Source organism: Micromonospora sp. BQ11 (assembly GCF_052068135.1).
Taxonomy (GTDB): Bacteria; Actinomycetota; Actinomycetes; order Mycobacteriales; family Micromonosporaceae; genus Micromonospora.
Window position 1 is genome coordinate 155612 of record NZ_JBQHDB010000007.1, and the last position, 15205, is coordinate 170816.

Below are 15205 nucleotides of genomic sequence, written 5' to 3' on the forward strand. Positions count from 1 at the left end.
CGTCGTCGCGTCAGGAGTGCCCGTACGGCTCCGCCGGCTCGGCCGCCTCCACCGAACCCGCCGCCCGGCTCACCGAGACCGCCTCCACCGCGCTGTCGTCGTAGATCGTCGGCATCTCCTCGACCGGCGACTCACCGGCCTCGATGAGCGTCTCCGAGTGGGCGCCGCAGCCGTGGTCGGCGCTGACCACCCGGCCGTCGTCGGGGGCGTAGAAGTTTCCGCAGGCGCCGAAGGACTGCCGCAGGGCACCGGCGAGCGGCAGATAGAAGCCGCAGGTCCCGCAGCGGGCGGCGGCCGGGGCGGAGACGGAGATCGCCGCCGAGGGGCCGTGGTCACCGTCGTACCACCGCTGCGCGGCGTCGGCGCGCCCCTCGCGGGACAGCACCCGCGCCCGGCCGAGCCCCAGCTCCCAGGCGGTCTCCTCGACCGCCGGGTCGTCCGAGAGCAGGTAACCGGGCTGGAGCCGCTCGTCGTCCGCCGGGGTGGGCAGCAGGTCGCCGGGGCCGAGATCGCCCGGCTTGAGCCGTTCCTGCCAGGGCAGCCAGCCCGGCGCCATCAGCGCGTCCGGTCCGGGCAGCAGCACGGTCTCGCAGATCGTCACCGTACGGCTGCGGGGCACCCGGGTGACGGTGACCGCCCAGCGCCACCCGCGGTAACCGGCGAGCCGGCACTCGAAGTAGTGCGTGACGAGACGGTCGCCCTCGGCGACCGCCTGGAGGTGGTCGCCGACGTCGGAGGGGTCGACCTCGGTGATGGCGTCACGCGCCACGTCGACGGCGGCGGCGCAGACCTGGTCGAGGCGGGCGGCACGAGCGGAGGCGGGCCTGGTCACCCGACCATTGTTCCCCATGCGTGGCGCTCGCCGACAGGCACTCCCTCCAGAGGTCTTCGGGCGGTGGTGCGGCGTGTGCGAGCCGAATGGGCGAGGATGGTGCACATGCCGCTGTTCTCCCGCCCCGAGCGGTCCGTCCTCGGGCGGACCGTCGGCACGGGCGTGAAGGCCGTCCGCCTGCTGTTCCGGGGCTCGCTGAGCGGTGGCCGGTGGATGACCCGCCGGGCCGGACGGGCCCGGGCCCGCGGTGCCGGCGGCGACGTGGGCATGGTCCGCCTGTTCGACCTGCACGCCATCTCGTGCGCCGGGGACACGCTGATCGCCATCGGCCTGGCCGGAACGATCTTCTTCAGCGTCCCGCTCGGCGAGGCGCGCAGCAAGGTGGCCCTCTACCTGCTGGTGACCATGGTGCCGTTCGCCATGCTCGCTCCGGTGGTGGGCCCGCTGCTCGACCACTTCCGCCACGGGCGCCGCTATGCGCTCGCGGCCACGATGCTCGGGCGGGCCTTCCTGGCGTGGCTGATCTCCGACTACATCCACGGCTTCGGCCTCTATCCGGCGGCGTTCGGGGTGCTGGCGCTCTCCCGCGCGTACGGGGTGGCGCGCTCGGCCGCCGTGCCCCGGCTGCTGCCCGAGGGGCTGGGCCTGTCCCAGGTCGGTGCACGGGCCAGCGTGTACGGGACGGTGGCCGGCGCGTTGGTCGCGCCGATCGGGCTGGCGGCCTTCTGGTTCGGACCGCAGTGGCCGCTCCGCGTGGCCTCGGTCATCTTCCTGGTGGGCATGGTGATCTCCCTGCGGCTGCCGCCGAAGGCGGACTCGGAGCCGCCGGAGCGGGTGCCCCGGCCGTTGCGGGCGCTCGGGCGACGTACCGGGGACCGGCCACTCGGTCGGGGCCGTCCCGCCGGCCGGCTGGTGATCGCCACCCTGGTGGGTGCCGCGACGCTCCGCGCGCTGTACGGCTTCCTGCTGCTCTTCCTCGCGTTCGCGATCAAGGCGGGGGACCTGACCACGGTGGTGTTCGGCCGGGACCTGGGCGACGAGGGTGCCCTCGGTCTGGTCGGCGGCGCGCTCGCGGTGGGCAGCTTCCTGGCCACCGCGGTGGGCACCCGCCTGCGCATCCACCGACCGATCGCCATCCAGTCCAGCGGCACCATCATCGTTGCCGGGGTGGCCGTGCTCGCCGCCCTGAAGTTCTCGCTGCCGATGGTGGCGCTGCTCTGCCTGGTCACCGCCCTGATCAGCGGCATCTCCAAGCTGACGGTGGACGCCTCCATCCAGGAGCGCATCCCGGAGCGGCTGCGGGCCAGCTCCTTCGCGCACTCCGAGACGGTCCTGATGCTCGCCTTCGTGGCCGGCGGCGGCCTCGGGCTCGTGCCGTTCGACGGCCGGATCGGCATCGCCGTCGCCGCCGGTGTGGCCGCCCTGGCCGCCGCACGGGGGGTGGTGATGGCCGGCCGGCTGCGCGCCGAGCGGTTGCAGGGCCGTCCACTGGCCGACGACGAACTGACCGAGGACGAGTCCGACCCGGCCGATCCGGCGCACCTCGGCCGGAGCGCCGACGACCCGGCACCGACCTCACCGGCACCGGCCCCCGACGATTCCCCGGACGCGCCGGGGCTCGCCCCGCCGGGGTACCACATCTACCGCCCGTCCTCGGCCGTCGGCGGTCCGGGCGGGGGCGGGGCGGACGACGAGACCCGGCGGGAGACGCGGGGACCGCTGTCGTGACGGGACTGCTGGTGGTCACCGCGGTGCCCGCCGAGGCCGAGGCGGTCCGTGCCGGCCTGGCGGACCCGGACACGACCGTGGTGGCGGTCGGCGTCGGCCCGGCCGTGGCCGGCGCCGCGACCGCCCGCCTGCTGGCACTCGCCGAGGCCGGTGGACGGCCGTACCGGGCCGTGGTCAGCGCCGGCGTGGCGGGCGGGTTCTCCGAGCACGTGCCGGTCGGCGGCACCGTGCTGGGCAGCAGCGCGATCGCCGCGGACCTCGGCGCCGAGTCACCGGAGGGCTTCATCCCGGTGGACCAGCTGGGCATGCCGGCCGAGCTGCTGGGCGGCGGCGTGACGATCACCGCCGACCGCGCGCTGCTGGCCGCCCTCCGCGCCGGCCTCCCGGCCGCGGCGGTCGGCCCGGTGCTCACGGTGACCACCGTCACCGGCACCGCCACCAGCGCCGACGAGCTGCGCCGCCGGCACCCGGGCGCGGTGGCCGAGGCCATGGAGGGGTACGGGGTGGCCGTCGCCGCCGCCCACGCGAGTGTGCCCTTCGTCGAGCTGAGGACGATCTCCAACCCGATCGGCCCGCGCGACCGCGACGCCTGGCGCCTCCGTGAGGCCCTTCAGGCCCTCACCATCGCCGCAGCGGCCCTACCGACCACCCCCACCACCGGGACCTGACCCGGGGCCGCGCGGTCGGTCGAGCCGCATGCTCCAGGGTCGGCTCGCCTGTTCGCGGTATCCGCAGGCGCGCAGCAGGTGCACCGCAGGGCCTTCGGCGATGGCATGGGCGGTGCGGATGCCCGCCAGGCCCATCTCCTCGGTGAGCCGAAGCACCAGCCGACGTCCGATCCCGAGGAGGCGATACGGGTCGGCGACGAGGACGCCGTCGAGGACGAGTTCCCGCTCCTCCTCGGGCCTGTCGCCGTACCTCAGGTGCGGGCTGCGCTCGTGGGCCCTCAGCTCGCCGACCAGTTCACCACGGGGGAGCTCGGCGACGAACCGCCAGGACGTCGTCGGCAGGCCCCCGCCCGTCACCCGCCGGACCCGGACGGTGCGCTGGACCTCCTCGCCCCACCGGCGCTCGTCCCGATAGACCCGGTTGCGGCGGTAGCTCGCCGCGGGGAGCCGCAGCGGCCACAGCTCCGGCGGCAGCGTGTACCAGTGGGCCCACCAGGCGCCCGGCCAGTCCCGCGGTTCGTGGACCTCCCAGACGTCCAGGTGAGCGGGGTACCGCCGTCCTGCCACGTCCCGCAGCCCGTCGTGCGGCACCGGCGGGAGCGGGTCGACGGCCGGCGCGCCGATCGTCATCTGTCCGCCGGCCGCACGGACGAGCAGCTCCACCGTCCGGTACCTCGGATCGGCCGTCCGCCCCGCCTCGATCCGCGCCAGCGTCGCCTGGGGGACGCCGGCTCTCTCGGCCAATTCGCGCTGACTCAGATCCGCGCGACGCCGCAGGGCGCGCAGGGTCGCGCCCAGGTCGCCCAGGTCGCTTACATCGCCCAGGTCGCCCGGCTCCTCCGGTCCGGTCAGCTCGCTCACGTGACCATGCTCGCGGGCCGGTCTGGCACGTTCAACAGGCCGACCCATTCTGTGGATAACCCTGTGGACAACGTGCCGGGCTGGGGACAGTGGTGGTGCTTCAGCGCCCTTTCGACCTGAGTCACCGACGACATCACGGGCGACGCCGCCAGCGGAGGGTCGAGGATCACCCGGCGCTGCGGCCCCGCGAGCCAGGAGCCGAGGCCCGGGACCCGGCGCGCCACGAGCCGCGAACAAGGAGCCGCGAGCCCGCGCCACGAGCGCCGTGCCGCGAACCACGAGCGCCGTGCCGCGAACCCGGCACCACGAGCAGCGCCGAGCGCCACAGCGCGCAGGTCAGGGACGGCGAGCCGGTGATCCATCCACGACATCAGCTCGAAAGGGACCCGCGACACATGTCACCGACCCGGCCAGGCGCGCCCTCCAGGTCACATGACGGAGGTCGTCGACGGCCGTCCGCCCGGTGCAGGGCTACGGTGGGGCCGTGGCGCTCTCGCTGGCAATCTCGCCCTGCCCCAACGACACGTTCGTCTTCCACGCCCTCGTGCACGGCCAGGTGCCCGGGGCCCCGCCGGTCGAGGTGACGTACGCCGACGTCGACGTCACCAACACGGCCGCCGAGCGGGGGGCGTTCGACCTGGTCAAGGTGAGCTACGCGGCGCTGCCGTGGCTGCTGGACGACTACCACCTGCTGCCCTGCGGCGGGGCCCTCGGCCGGGGCTGCGGCCCGCTCGTCCTCACCCGCGGCGACCGCGCCGGACACACCGACCTGACCGGTGCGACGGTCGCGGTGCCGGGCGATCGGACGACCGCGTACCTGCTCTTCCGGCTCTGGTCGGCCGACCGGCCGCCGGCGCGGATCGAGGTGGTGCCGTTCCACGAGATCATGCCCGGGGTGGCCGCCGGACGGTACGACGCCGGGCTGGTCATCCACGAGGCGCGGTTCACCTACCCGCGGCACGGGCTGACGGCGCTGGTGGACCTGGGCGAGTGGTGGGAGGCCGACACCGGCCTGCCGATCCCGCTCGGCGCGATCCTGGCCCGGCGCGGCGCCGTCGACCCCGAGGCCGCCGCGGGGTGGATCCGCGAGTCGGTCCGGCAGGCGTGGGCCGACCCGACGGCGAGCCGGGAGTACGTGCTGGCGCACGCGCAGGAGATGGAGCCCGACGTGGTGGACCGGCACATCGGCCTCTACGTCAACGAGTTCACCGCCGACCTGGGTGAGGCCGGGTTCGCCGCCGTCGAGGCGCTGCTCGGTCGGGCCACCGACGCCGGGCTCGTGCCTCAGACCTCCAGCTCGCGCGCGACGGCGTGGACCAGCTGAGCGACCTTCTGGGCGGTCTTCCGGTCCGGGAAGCGGCCCCGGCGCAGGTCCGGCTGGACCTTCGCCTCCAGCACCTTGATCATGTCCTCGACGAGGCCGTGCAGCTCCTCCGCCGGCCGGCGGCGCAGCTCCGCCACCGACGGCGGCGCGTCCAGCACCTTGACCCCCATCGCCTGGGCGCCACGGCGGCTGTCCACCACGCTGAAATCGACCCGCTGACCGCCCTTGAGATCGGTGACACCGGTCGGCAGCGCGCCCTTGGGCAGGAACACGTCGCCACCCTCGTCGCTGGTGACGAACCCGTATCCCTTGGCCGCGTCATACCACTTCACTCGACCCGTCGGCACCTGTAACCCCTGCTTCGCTCGGCACGTCTACTGCTCCAAGGCTAGCCGGATCATGCGGTCGAGCGCCGCCGGGAATCCGCCCAGGTCTTCGAGCACCACCTCCGCCCCGGCATCGCGCAGCTCGTCGGCCGAGCACGGCCCCGTCGCCACGCCGATCCCGGGTACGCCGGCCGCCTGCGCCGCCACCATGTCGGCGACGTGGTCACCGACGTAGTGGGTGGCGCCGTGCGCCCGCAGCGCGGTCGCCTTGCCCTCCGCGAACAGGTCCCCCGCGACCTCGTCGACGGTCAGACCGAGGTGGTCCAGGTGCAGGCGCGCCAGTCGGCCCATCTTCGCGGTCACCACCAGGACCCGTCCACCGAGCCCGCGCACCAGGTCGAGAGCCTCCCGGGCGCCGGGCATCGGCACGGTCGGGGTGATCGCGTACGCCGGGTACAGCTCGCGGTAAACCAGGACGGCCTCCTCCACCTGCTCCGGTGGGAACCAGCGGGCGATCTCGGTGCGCAGCGGAGGGCCGAGCCGGGACACGGCCAGGTCGGCGTCCACCTCGACACCGGTCCGGGCGGTCAGCGCCCGGAAGGCGGCGGCGATGCCGGGACGGGAGTCGACCAGGGTCATGTCGAGGTCGAATCCGACCGTCAGCACAGACATGCGCCGAACCTAGTCGAGGGGCGGGAAGTCCCACCGGCGGGCTAGCGTGGAACGACGATGACCACCTCACTCGCCGACCACCTGCGGTCGCTGTCGGACGACTCCCTCGCCGCGCTCCTCCAGCTGCGGCCGGACCTCGTCGTACCCGTGCCCGCCGACATGTCCGCGCTCGCCATCCGGGCCCAGTCCCGGGTGTCGGTGGCGCGCGCCCTGGACGGGCTGGACCAGTTCACCCTCCTGATCCTCGACGCGGCCCGGCTCACCCGGGACGCCTCGGACGGCAGCACCTCGGTCGACGCGGTGCTCGCCATGGCCACCGCCGGCCCACACCCACCCGCACCGGCCCAGGTGCGCGCCGCCGTGGACCGGCTGCGTGGGCTGCTCCTGCTGTACGGCCCGGACACCCAGGTGCAGCTCGTGGGCGGCATCGACGAGCTCTCCCCGTACCCGGCGGGGCTCGGCCGCCCGGCCGAGGAGCTGGACCTGCGGACGGCGGCCCTCTGCGCGGACCCGGCGAAGCTGCGCCGGACGCTGCTGGCCGCACCGCCGTCGGCCCGCGCGATCCTGGACCGGCTCGCCGCCGGCCCACCCGTGGGCAGCGTGCCGCCCGGCGCGCTCCAGGCGCCGCCGGTCGGCGGGGAGGACGACCTGCCGCCGGACGCCACCAACGGTGGCGCTCCGACCGGCTCACCGGTGCGCTGGCTGGTCGACCACCGGCTGCTGGTGCCCGTCTCCGGCGGGAAGGCCGGCGGCGCCGGCACCGTGGAGCTGCCCCGCGAGGTCGGCCTGCTGCTGCGTCGGGACACCGGCCCGCTCGGCCCGCTGCGCACCAGCCCACCGCCCGTCGCGGCTCCGGCTCGCGAGCCGAAGGCCGCCGACTCCGCGGGCGCGGGGCAGACCATGGAGGCGGTACGCCAGACCGAGGCGCTGCTGGACCAGCTCGCCGCCGAACCCGCGCCGGTGCTGCGCTCCGGCGGCCTCGGCGTCCGCGACCTGCGCCGGTTGGCCCGGGCGGCCGGGCTGGACGAGTCGACGACCGCCCTGCTGCTCGAGGTGGCGTACGCGGCCGGCCTGCTCGGCGAGATGGACCTGCCCGGCGCCACTACCAGCCGGTACGGCGCCGACCAGCAGGTGCTGCCGACCGGCGGGTACGAGGTGTGGCGGGCGATCTCCCTCGCGCAGCGCTGGGAGCAGCTCGCCCGGGCCTGGCTGACCATGACCCGGCAGGTGGGCCTGGTCGGGCAGCGCGACGACCGGGACCGCCCGATCACCGCGCTCTCCGCCGAGGCCGAACGGGCCGGCGCGCCGGCCGCCCGCCGTGCCGTGCTCGCGGTGCTCGCCGACCTGGAACCCGCCACCGCCCCCACCCCTGACGAGGTGCTGGAGCTGCTCGACTGGCGGGCGCCGCGCCGCGCCCGGGGGCGGGAGACCGCGCACCGGGAGGTGCTGGTCGAGGCGGCCACGCTGGGCGTGACGGGACTGGGGGCGCTCACCTCGTACGGGCGGCTTCTGCACGCCGACGTGACGGCGTCCGACGAGCGGGGCACGGACGACCCGTTGGGGTTGCGGGCGGACACCGAGAGCGGCGAGAAGTCCACCGTCGTACGGGCGCTGGACGCGCTGCTGCCCGCCCCGGTCGACCACTTCCTGGTGCAGGCCGACCTGACCGTGGTGGTGCCCGGCCCGCCGGACCCGGCGCTCGCAGCCGAACTGGACGCGGCGGCCGAGCACGAGTCGGCCGGTGGGGCGAGCGTGCACCGGGTCACCCCGGCCAGCGTCCGGCACGCCCTGGACGCCGGCTACTCGGCCGACGACCTGCACGGGCTGTTCCGGCGCCGCTCCCGCACCCCGATCCCGCAGGGCCTGACGTACCTGATCGACGACATCGCGCGGAAGCACGGGGGGCTGCGGGTCGGCTCCGCCGGGGCGTACGTGCGCAGTGACGACGAGGCGCTGCTGGTCGAGGTGCTCGCCGACAAGCGGCTGGAAGCGCTGGCGTTGCGGCGGCTGGCGCCGACCGTGCTGGCCACCCCGTACCAGGTCAACCGGATGCTCCTCACGCTGCGCGAGGCCGGGTACGCGCCGGTGCCCGAGGACGCCTCCGGCGCTGCCGTGCTGGCCCGACCGAAGGCCCGGCGGGCGCCGGCGCGGATGCCGGTGGGTGCCCGGACGGTGGACCCGCTGACCGGGCCGAAGCTGCCCCTGCCCCGGCTGCTCGGCGTGGTCGAGCAGATCCGGCGGGGTGAGGCGGCCGCCCGGGTGGCCCGCCGCGCGCCCGCGGTGGTCCGGGGCGGCGCACCCGCCCGTCCCGCGCCGGCGCACACCCACAGCGACGCCCTGGCGGTGCTCCAGCAGGCGGTACGGGACAAGGCGCTGGTCTGGGTGGGTTACGTCGACGCGCACGGGGCGACCGCGTCCCGACTCGTCCGGCCGGTGTCGATCGGCGCGGGGTATCTGCGCGCCGAGGACGAGCGGACCGAGATGCTGCACACGTTCGCCCTGCACCGGATCACCGCCGCCGTGCTGGAGGAATGACCGGGCGCCGGGTTCAGCGCCGGCTGCGGCGTACCGTCCCGACGACCGCGACGACCAGCAGCAGCCCGAACCCGGTGCCGGCGGCCTCACCGACCGAGGCGACGAAGCCCTGCCGCTGCACCAGCCAGCCGAAGAGGAACCAGGCGACCAGCAGCACGGCGGCGAACACGTACGCGACGACGGTCGTCGTGGAGACGTCGGTCGTCGGTTCGTCCTGCTCGGCCCGCTGGTCCCGGATCGCGTCCCGGTCGACCGTCATCCCGCCTCCCCGTGTCCCACCCAGAGGTCCAGGGTGGCATCGACGGGACGGAATCGACAGGGGTTAAAACCCCCATCGGACCGGATGTGCGACACCTCAGGTGCCGGGGCGGCGGCCGACCAGGACCACCCGCGAGCCCACCCGGCCCAGTTCCCACCAGCGGACGGCGTCGGCGTGCAGCAGGTTGACGCACCCGTGCGAGCCGATCGACTTGTCGTGCAGGTACGTGGTGGTCTCGTGGAACCCCATCCCCTGGGTGAAGTGCTGCCAGTACGGCAGCCACACCTCGTACGGGTTCGACCACTCCTTCACGTTCCGATAGTTGATCTCGTACCTGCCGGACGGGGTGCGGTACCCGGGCATTCCCGTACGGGTGACGGTGGGTCCGGCGACGACCTTCCCGTGGCGCATCACCCAGGTGGTCTGCCGGGTCAGGTCGATGCAGAAGGTGGTGCCGGAGCCGGCGTCGCACCGGCCGGTGTCGGTGGTGGCGAGGCGCTTCGCCACGTCGTACGTCGTCGGTCCGGCGCGGCCGTGGGCCGGGCGGATGTCGTACCGCCGCTGGAAGCGCTTGATGGCGGCGCAGTCGGCGGCCGACTGCCGGCCGTCGACGGTGACCGCGCCGAACCCGCCGAGGCGCGCGAGGTACGTCTCCACCTCGCGCTGGTGCTCGCCCTGTGGGCAGCCGGCGGCCGACGGTGAGGGCCGCGGCGTCGGCGCCCGGCGGGATTGTTCCGCACTCGGGGTGGGCGCGGGCCGGCTCCGGGTCGGCCGGGGCTTCGGTGCCTCGACGGCCCGCGTCGACCGGTCCGGCCCGGGCGTGTCGCTCGCCCCCGTTTGCCGTTCCGCAGCCCCGACCGGGACGGGTCCCCCGCCCCCGCCACCGTCGGCCTGCGGATCGAACGCGCACGCACCGGCGCCGACCAGCGTGACGGCTGCCAGGGCGACGAGCCGAACGGAGATCCGGAACTGCGTCATGGCGCCCCCCTGAGAGACAGCTGTCACTCTGCTAGACGTACGGCACAGCAGGATGGTTGCTGCCGTTTGCGCGTTTTCTTGGCGCCACCCGAATGCGTGCAACACTGGATGGTCGGCTCGGGGCAGGTCAACCGCCCCGTCCGGTGGCCGACACCGACGTGGGAAAGAGGCGCTGGCGTGAGCGGTGGACCCCTGATCGTGCAGTCGGACAAGACCCTGCTGCTGGAGATCGACCACCCGGACGCGCAGGCCTGCCGGATGACCATCGCGCCCTTCGCCGAGTTGGAGCGCTCCCCGGAGCACGTGCACACCTACCGGCTCACGCCGCTGGGGCTGTGGAACGCCCGGGCCGCCGGCCACGACGCCGAGGGCGTGGTCGACGCTCTGATCAAGTACTCGCGTTACCCGGTGCCGCACGCGTTGCTGGTCGACGTGGCCGAGACCATGGACCGGTACGGCCGGCTCCAACTCGCCAACGACCCCGCGCACGGCCTGGTGCTGCGCGCCCTGGACCGGGTCGTGCTGGTCGAGGTCGCCAAGAGCAAGAAGCTCGCCGGCATGCTCGGTAACAAGATCGACGACGACACCATCCAGGTGCACCCGTCCGAGCGAGGGCGGCTCAAGCAGGCGCTGCTCAAGCTGGGCTGGCCGGCGGAGGACCTGGCCGGGTACGTCGACGGCGAGGCGCACCCGATCGAGCTGGCCGAGGCCGGCAAGGAGGGCCGCAAGCCGTGGACGCTGCGGTCGTACCAGCGCGAGGCCGTGGAGGCGTTCTGGGCCGGCGGCTCCGGCGTGGTCGTACTCCCCTGCGGCGCGGGCAAGACGCTGGTCGGGGCGGCGGCGATGGCCGAGGCGAAGGCCACCACGCTGATCCTGGTCACCAACACCGTCGCCGGCCGGCAGTGGAAGCGGGAGCTGATCGCCCGCACGTCCCTGACCGAGGAGGAGATCGGCGAGTACTCGGGCGAGCGCAAGGAGATCCGCCCGGTCACCATCGCCACGTACCAGGTGCTCACCTCGCGGCGCGGCGGCGCGTTCACCCACCTGGACCTGTTCGGGGCCCGCGACTGGGGCCTGGTCGTCTACGACGAGGTCCACCTGCTGCCCGCGCCGATCTTCCGCTTCACCGCGGACCTCCAGGCCCGCCGCCGGCTGGGCCTCACGGCGACGTTGGTACGCGAGGACGGCCGGGAGGGCGACGTGTTCAGCCTGATCGGCCCCAAGCGGTACGACGCGCCGTGGAAGGACATCGAGTCGCAGGGCTGGATCGCCCCCGCCGAGTGCACCGAGGTACGGGTGACGCTCACCGACGCCGAGCGAATGTCCTACGCGACGGCGGAGGCCGAGGAGCGGTACCGGATGGCGGCGACCGCCCGCACGAAGCTGCCGGTGATCAAGGCGCTGGTCGACCGGCACAAGGACGACCAGGTGCTGGTGATCGGGGCCTACATCGACCAGCTGCACCAGCTCGGCGAGTACCTCGACGCGCCGATCGTGCAGGGCTCGACCACCAACAAGGAGCGGGAACGGCTCTTCGAGGCGTTCCGCACGGGCGAGCTGCGCACCCTGGTGCTCTCCAAGGTCGGCAACTTCTCCATCGACCTGCCGGAGGCCGCGGTCGCCATCCAGGTGTCGGGGACGTTCGGGTCGCGGCAGGAGGAGGCGCAGCGGCTGGGTCGGGTGCTGCGGCCGAAGGCCGACGGGCGGCAGGCGCACTTCTACACGGTGGTGTCCCGGGACACGATCGACACGGAGTACGCGGCGCACCGGCAGCGCTTCCTGGCCGAGCAGGGGTACGCGTACACGATCGTGGACGCGGACGACGTACTGGGGCCGAAGCTGCCCACGGTCGACTGACCGTCCTCGGTCAGGCGGCCCTGATCGGCTCGCCGGACCATCACCGAAAGGTCGCGTCTTCGGTGGCCGTCGCCTGCGGGGCATACTGCGGCGCGTCGGCCACCATCCTGGCAACCCTGCGGTTCGCGGGCATCCATTGAGGCCGGTGTCGCGCAACCAGGTGCAGGGCGACGAGTACGCAGGCCATGTAGGTGAGGTCACCGCCCAGCAGGATCAGGGTGGCACCGAGGGGCGCGTCGGCGGCGCTGGTGTCGTCGACGACGTCCAGGCCACCTGTGGCAGCTGAGGCAACAAAGGCGAACAGATTGGTCGCCGCGTGTGCGGCGATGGACACCTCGAGACCTCCGGTCCGGATGACGAGCAGCGCCCAGATGATGGCACCGACGAACAGGGCCACGAACCCGGACCACGTGCCGAGGCCGTGAAGCAGGGTGAACGCCAGGGCTGAGCCGATGATGCCGACCCAACGGTGGTACGCCCCGAGGGCTTGCAGGAGGAACCCGCGGGCGACGTACTCCTCGCCGGCCGCCTGCAGCGGAACCAGGACGATGAGCAGCAGAGTGAGCCCGAGGAACCGCCACGGGTCGATGGTCAACCGCAGCTCGGTCCCGTCGTCGTAGACCAGGACCAACGCCACCATGATCAGTGCTGCCACGGCGACGGCGAGGCATCCGCACACGGCGAACCACCGCCAACGCAGCCGACCCGCCACGGAGTGCAGCGTCCCTGCGGGCCGCCGCTGCACCACTCGCGCGACACCGAGGGTGACCGGGATGAACAGGGCGAGAGACGCCAGCGCCACGATGTTGTCGACCAGGGGACTGCCGATCGACGCACTGTCATCGATAGGTCGGCCGAGCGCCGCCATAACGATGAGCGCGACGAACACCAGCCCGAACGCCGTCGCGACGGCGACCAGTGACACGGCCAGCACGGCGGCAGGTGGCGTCCACCATCGATGGAAGCCCAGTCGCGCCAGCCGCTCGTAGGTCAGCTCGTTCTCCACCCGCACAGGCTAGACCGCTGTGTCCATCGGATCGATCGTCGTCGTCGTCAGGCGGCGCGGAGCTTCCGGAGGATGTACTGGTTGAGGCTCAGACCGTCCTGAGCGGCCTCGATGGCCAGTTCGCGGTGCAGGCTCTCGCCAACGCGGAGGTTGAACTTGCCCGAGTAGCTGCGGTCGGCAAAGGGCTGCGGCACCTGCTCGCCCTGCTCCTCCATGTCCGCGATCACCTCACGCACAAGATCTTGGAGCCCCTGGAGAGCTTCGATCTGCAACGACGCGAGCCAGGAGAGTGACGGGAACTCGGCGCAGGTCGCGAGGAACTCGTCGTCATCCGGGGACCAGGTGACGCGGTAGGTGTAGTGGGTGACCTGGGGGTGCATCACAGGGCCTCCTTCTTGTCGATCGCCTTGAGCACCTGCCGTACCTGGTATGCCTTAGCCGTACAGATCGTTGTAGGACACGTTCCGCGGGTTGCTTCGCATCGCTTCGACGAGCTTGGCTATGGACGGCACGGTCCTTGGTACTACCAGCAGTACCATGCCTCCATACTTCGCCACCGGCTGCCAGCTTGAATCTCCTAGGTCTCAATGACGGTGTTCCCGAAGGGCGATCCTCCGATGAGGTACACCGCGAAGTGCGTACGCTCGGGCGACTGGTGGGCGATCACCGTGCCGGAGGTCAAAGGTGTGTACTCCCAGGCGCGTCGCCTCGACAGGTTGAAGCGATGACACGTGAAACGATCGCAAGGCCCGCAGCGCCCTACGCAAGGCCGAAGAGGCCGAAGAGTCTGCCGAGGAGGCGACCCTCACCGCCGCGCGCGCACTCCTGGCCAAGGGCTACACGGTTCGCGATGCCGGAGCGCTTCTCGGCATCTCTGCGCAGCGCGTGTCGCAGCTAGCACCGAAGAAGGCTACGGTCGACAGCACCAGCAAGATCGGCAAGGGTGCACGAGCCGGGCGCAATCAGGAGCAAGAGAACGCCGCCGCCTGACGAAACTTGGTGACGCGGTGGCGTGGACCGCCGCCCGGGTGCTGGCCCGGTTCAGCGCCCGCGTGGACCCGGGCGGCGTCACGGTGTCGGCCGAGGACGAGCAGGGCGTACGCCATTGGGTCTTCGGTGATCCGCTGTTGCCGAAGGGGCGCGGACGGTGCCTCCTGCCGGCGGAGCTCACGTCGAAGCCCGCGCATCCGTGTGCCGCGGTTACTTGCTGTCGATGCGTCCGATCGGGTTGGTGGTCGCGTTGAACGCGGAGCGGGCGGCCGGCCAGTTGTCGTTCGTCGGAAGAAGCGCGCTGCGCAGGTACGCGGTGGTCAGGCGTTGTAGGACGGCGACGCGTTCGGGGCTTTCGTCGGTGGTTTCGGCGACCTCGTAGCCAGGTATCCCGCCGAGGGCGTGCTCGGCGCCGAACAGGGTGAGCAGGTCCGTGGCGCCGGGGCTGAGCGTGTACGCGTCGGTGAACCAGTCAGGTCCGCGGCTGGACATGCGGGACTGGTCGCGGTCGCCGGCGACGACGAGGGTCGGGGTGCTCAGTTCGGCGAAGGACGGGTTCATGAAGGGGAAGTTCTCCTTCGCGAACGGGTGCAGCTCGTCGCCGCCGGTACCGGTTGTCGCCAGGAGGATGCCGGCCTTGACGCGCTGGTCTGTGAAGTTGTCCTCGGTCAGATGCCCGTCCGGCTCGATGATCCGCGCGCCGAGCAGCGACTGGACGGTATGACCGCCCCAGGAGTGTCCGGCGGCGGCGACGCTGCGACGGTTCATCCGGCCGGCCAGGCCGGGCAGGGCCGCTTCGATGGTGTCGAGTTGGTCGAGGATGCGCTTCAGGTCCGCGATGCGCTGGAGCCAGATGTCCGGGAAGCGGGGATCGTCGAAGGTGATGCCGATGCGGCGGGAGTCCAGGTGGGTGGGCTGGATGACGACGAAGCCGCGCGACGCCCAGAAGCTTGTCAGCGGTGCATAGCTGTCCAGCGACTGTCCGTTGCCGTGCGAGAAGAGCACGATCGGCAGGTCGGAGCCGGTCGCCGGAGCGGATACCCGCACTTCCAGGGGTACGGCGCGGCCCGGCGCGGCCAGGTTCACCGGCGCGACCGACACGACGGAGGTGCCGCCGCCGAGGATGTCGTCCAGCGTCTGCGTGATGGTGGTGATGGAGGAACCCATGA

General features: G+C 73.0%; 15 protein-coding genes. 6 read left to right on the plus strand and 9 right to left on the minus strand.

Annotated elements, in window-relative coordinates; genetic code table 11:
- Positions 1–10: 10 nt before the first annotated feature.
- Positions 11–850, minus strand: a complete 840-nt coding sequence (locus tag ACTMSW_RS17055) for a DUF3027 domain-containing protein (protein WP_441181591.1) — start codon at positions 848–850, stop codon at positions 11–13.
- A gap of 87 nt (positions 851–937) precedes the next feature.
- Between ACTMSW_RS17055 and ACTMSW_RS17060 the strand changes: the two genes are divergently transcribed.
- Both ACTMSW_RS17060 and ACTMSW_RS17065 read left to right on the plus strand, forming a co-directional pair.
- Complete coding sequence (locus ACTMSW_RS17060) at positions 938–2560, plus strand: MFS transporter (protein WP_441181592.1); 1623 nt, start codon at positions 938–940, stop codon at positions 2558–2560.
- Positions 2557–3228 carry a futalosine hydrolase gene (locus ACTMSW_RS17065; protein WP_441181593.1) on the plus strand — a complete coding sequence of 224 codons (672 nt, stop codon included), beginning with the start codon at positions 2557–2559 and terminating at the stop codon, positions 3226–3228. Before ACTMSW_RS17060 ends, ACTMSW_RS17065 begins: the two co-directional genes overlap by 4 nt.
- On the opposite strand, the gene ACTMSW_RS17070 is transcribed toward ACTMSW_RS17065, so the two are convergent.
- Entirely contained in the window at positions 3199–4089 is an 891-nt protein-coding gene (locus ACTMSW_RS17070) for a GNAT family N-acetyltransferase (protein ID WP_441181594.1), read from the minus strand. The genes ACTMSW_RS17065 and ACTMSW_RS17070 overlap by 30 nt on opposite strands.
- A 484-nt stretch (positions 4090–4573) precedes the next feature.
- On the opposite strand from ACTMSW_RS17070, the gene ACTMSW_RS17075 reads away from it, so the two are divergent.
- Positions 4574–5413, plus strand: coding sequence for a 1,4-dihydroxy-6-naphthoate synthase (locus ACTMSW_RS17075; protein ID WP_441181595.1), 840 nt, complete (start codon positions 4574–4576; stop codon positions 5411–5413).
- Here the strand turns inward: ACTMSW_RS17075 and ACTMSW_RS17080 are convergent.
- Positions 5374–5760, minus strand: coding sequence for a cold-shock protein (locus tag ACTMSW_RS17080; protein WP_357039148.1), 387 nt, complete (start codon positions 5758–5760; stop codon positions 5374–5376). The two genes, ACTMSW_RS17075 and ACTMSW_RS17080, sit on opposite strands and share 40 nt — an antisense overlap.
- Before the next feature lie 27 nt (positions 5761–5787).
- Entirely contained in the window at positions 5788–6411 is a 624-nt protein-coding gene (locus tag ACTMSW_RS17085; protein WP_441181596.1) for an HAD family hydrolase, read from the minus strand.
- Between the two features lie 57 nt (positions 6412–6468).
- Between ACTMSW_RS17085 and ACTMSW_RS17090 the strand changes: the two genes are divergently transcribed.
- On the plus strand, positions 6469–8946 hold the full coding sequence (locus tag ACTMSW_RS17090; protein ID WP_441181597.1) for a helicase-associated domain-containing protein: 2478 nt from the start codon (positions 6469–6471) through the stop codon (positions 8944–8946).
- Positions 8947–8959: 13 nt separating this feature from the next.
- On the opposite strand, the gene ACTMSW_RS17095 is transcribed toward ACTMSW_RS17090, so the two are convergent.
- Positions 8960–9205, minus strand: a complete 246-nt coding sequence (locus ACTMSW_RS17095) for a hypothetical protein (RefSeq protein ID WP_441181598.1) — start codon at positions 9203–9205, stop codon at positions 8960–8962.
- A gap of 96 nt (positions 9206–9301) precedes the next feature.
- Positions 9302–10183, minus strand: coding sequence for a L,D-transpeptidase family protein (locus ACTMSW_RS17100; RefSeq protein WP_441181599.1), 882 nt, complete (start codon positions 10181–10183; stop codon positions 9302–9304).
- 177 nt (positions 10184–10360) lie between these two features.
- Here ACTMSW_RS17100 and ACTMSW_RS17105 point away from each other — a divergent pair, with 177 nt between their 5' ends.
- Positions 10361–12040 (plus strand): DNA repair helicase XPB, encoded by a 1680-nt coding sequence (locus tag ACTMSW_RS17105; protein WP_441181600.1) that lies wholly within the window; start codon positions 10361–10363, stop codon positions 12038–12040.
- 40 nt (positions 12041–12080) lie between these two features.
- Here ACTMSW_RS17105 and ACTMSW_RS17110 read toward each other — a convergent pair whose 3' ends face one another.
- Both ACTMSW_RS17110 and ACTMSW_RS17115 read right to left on the minus strand, forming a co-directional pair.
- Positions 12081–13046: a lysostaphin resistance A-like protein gene (locus ACTMSW_RS17110; protein ID WP_441181601.1), complete on the minus strand. Its 966-nt coding sequence runs from the start codon at positions 13044–13046 to the stop codon at positions 12081–12083.
- 47 nt (positions 13047–13093) lie between these two features.
- The gene (locus ACTMSW_RS17115) at positions 13094–13426 is read right to left on the minus strand and encodes a type II toxin-antitoxin system HicB family antitoxin (protein WP_441181772.1); all 333 of its coding nucleotides are present in this window, start codon (positions 13424–13426) and stop codon (positions 13094–13096) included.
- Positions 13427–14032: 606 nt separating this feature from the next.
- Here ACTMSW_RS17115 and ACTMSW_RS17120 point away from each other — a divergent pair.
- On the plus strand, positions 14033–14290 hold the full coding sequence (locus tag ACTMSW_RS17120; protein WP_441181773.1) for a hypothetical protein: 258 nt from the start codon (positions 14033–14035) through the stop codon (positions 14288–14290).
- Here the strand turns inward: ACTMSW_RS17120 and ACTMSW_RS17125 are convergent.
- Complete coding sequence (locus ACTMSW_RS17125) at positions 14247–15203, minus strand: alpha/beta hydrolase family protein (RefSeq protein ID WP_441181602.1); 957 nt, start codon at positions 15201–15203, stop codon at positions 14247–14249. The genes ACTMSW_RS17120 and ACTMSW_RS17125 overlap by 44 nt on opposite strands.
- Positions 15204–15205: the final 2 nt, after the last annotated feature.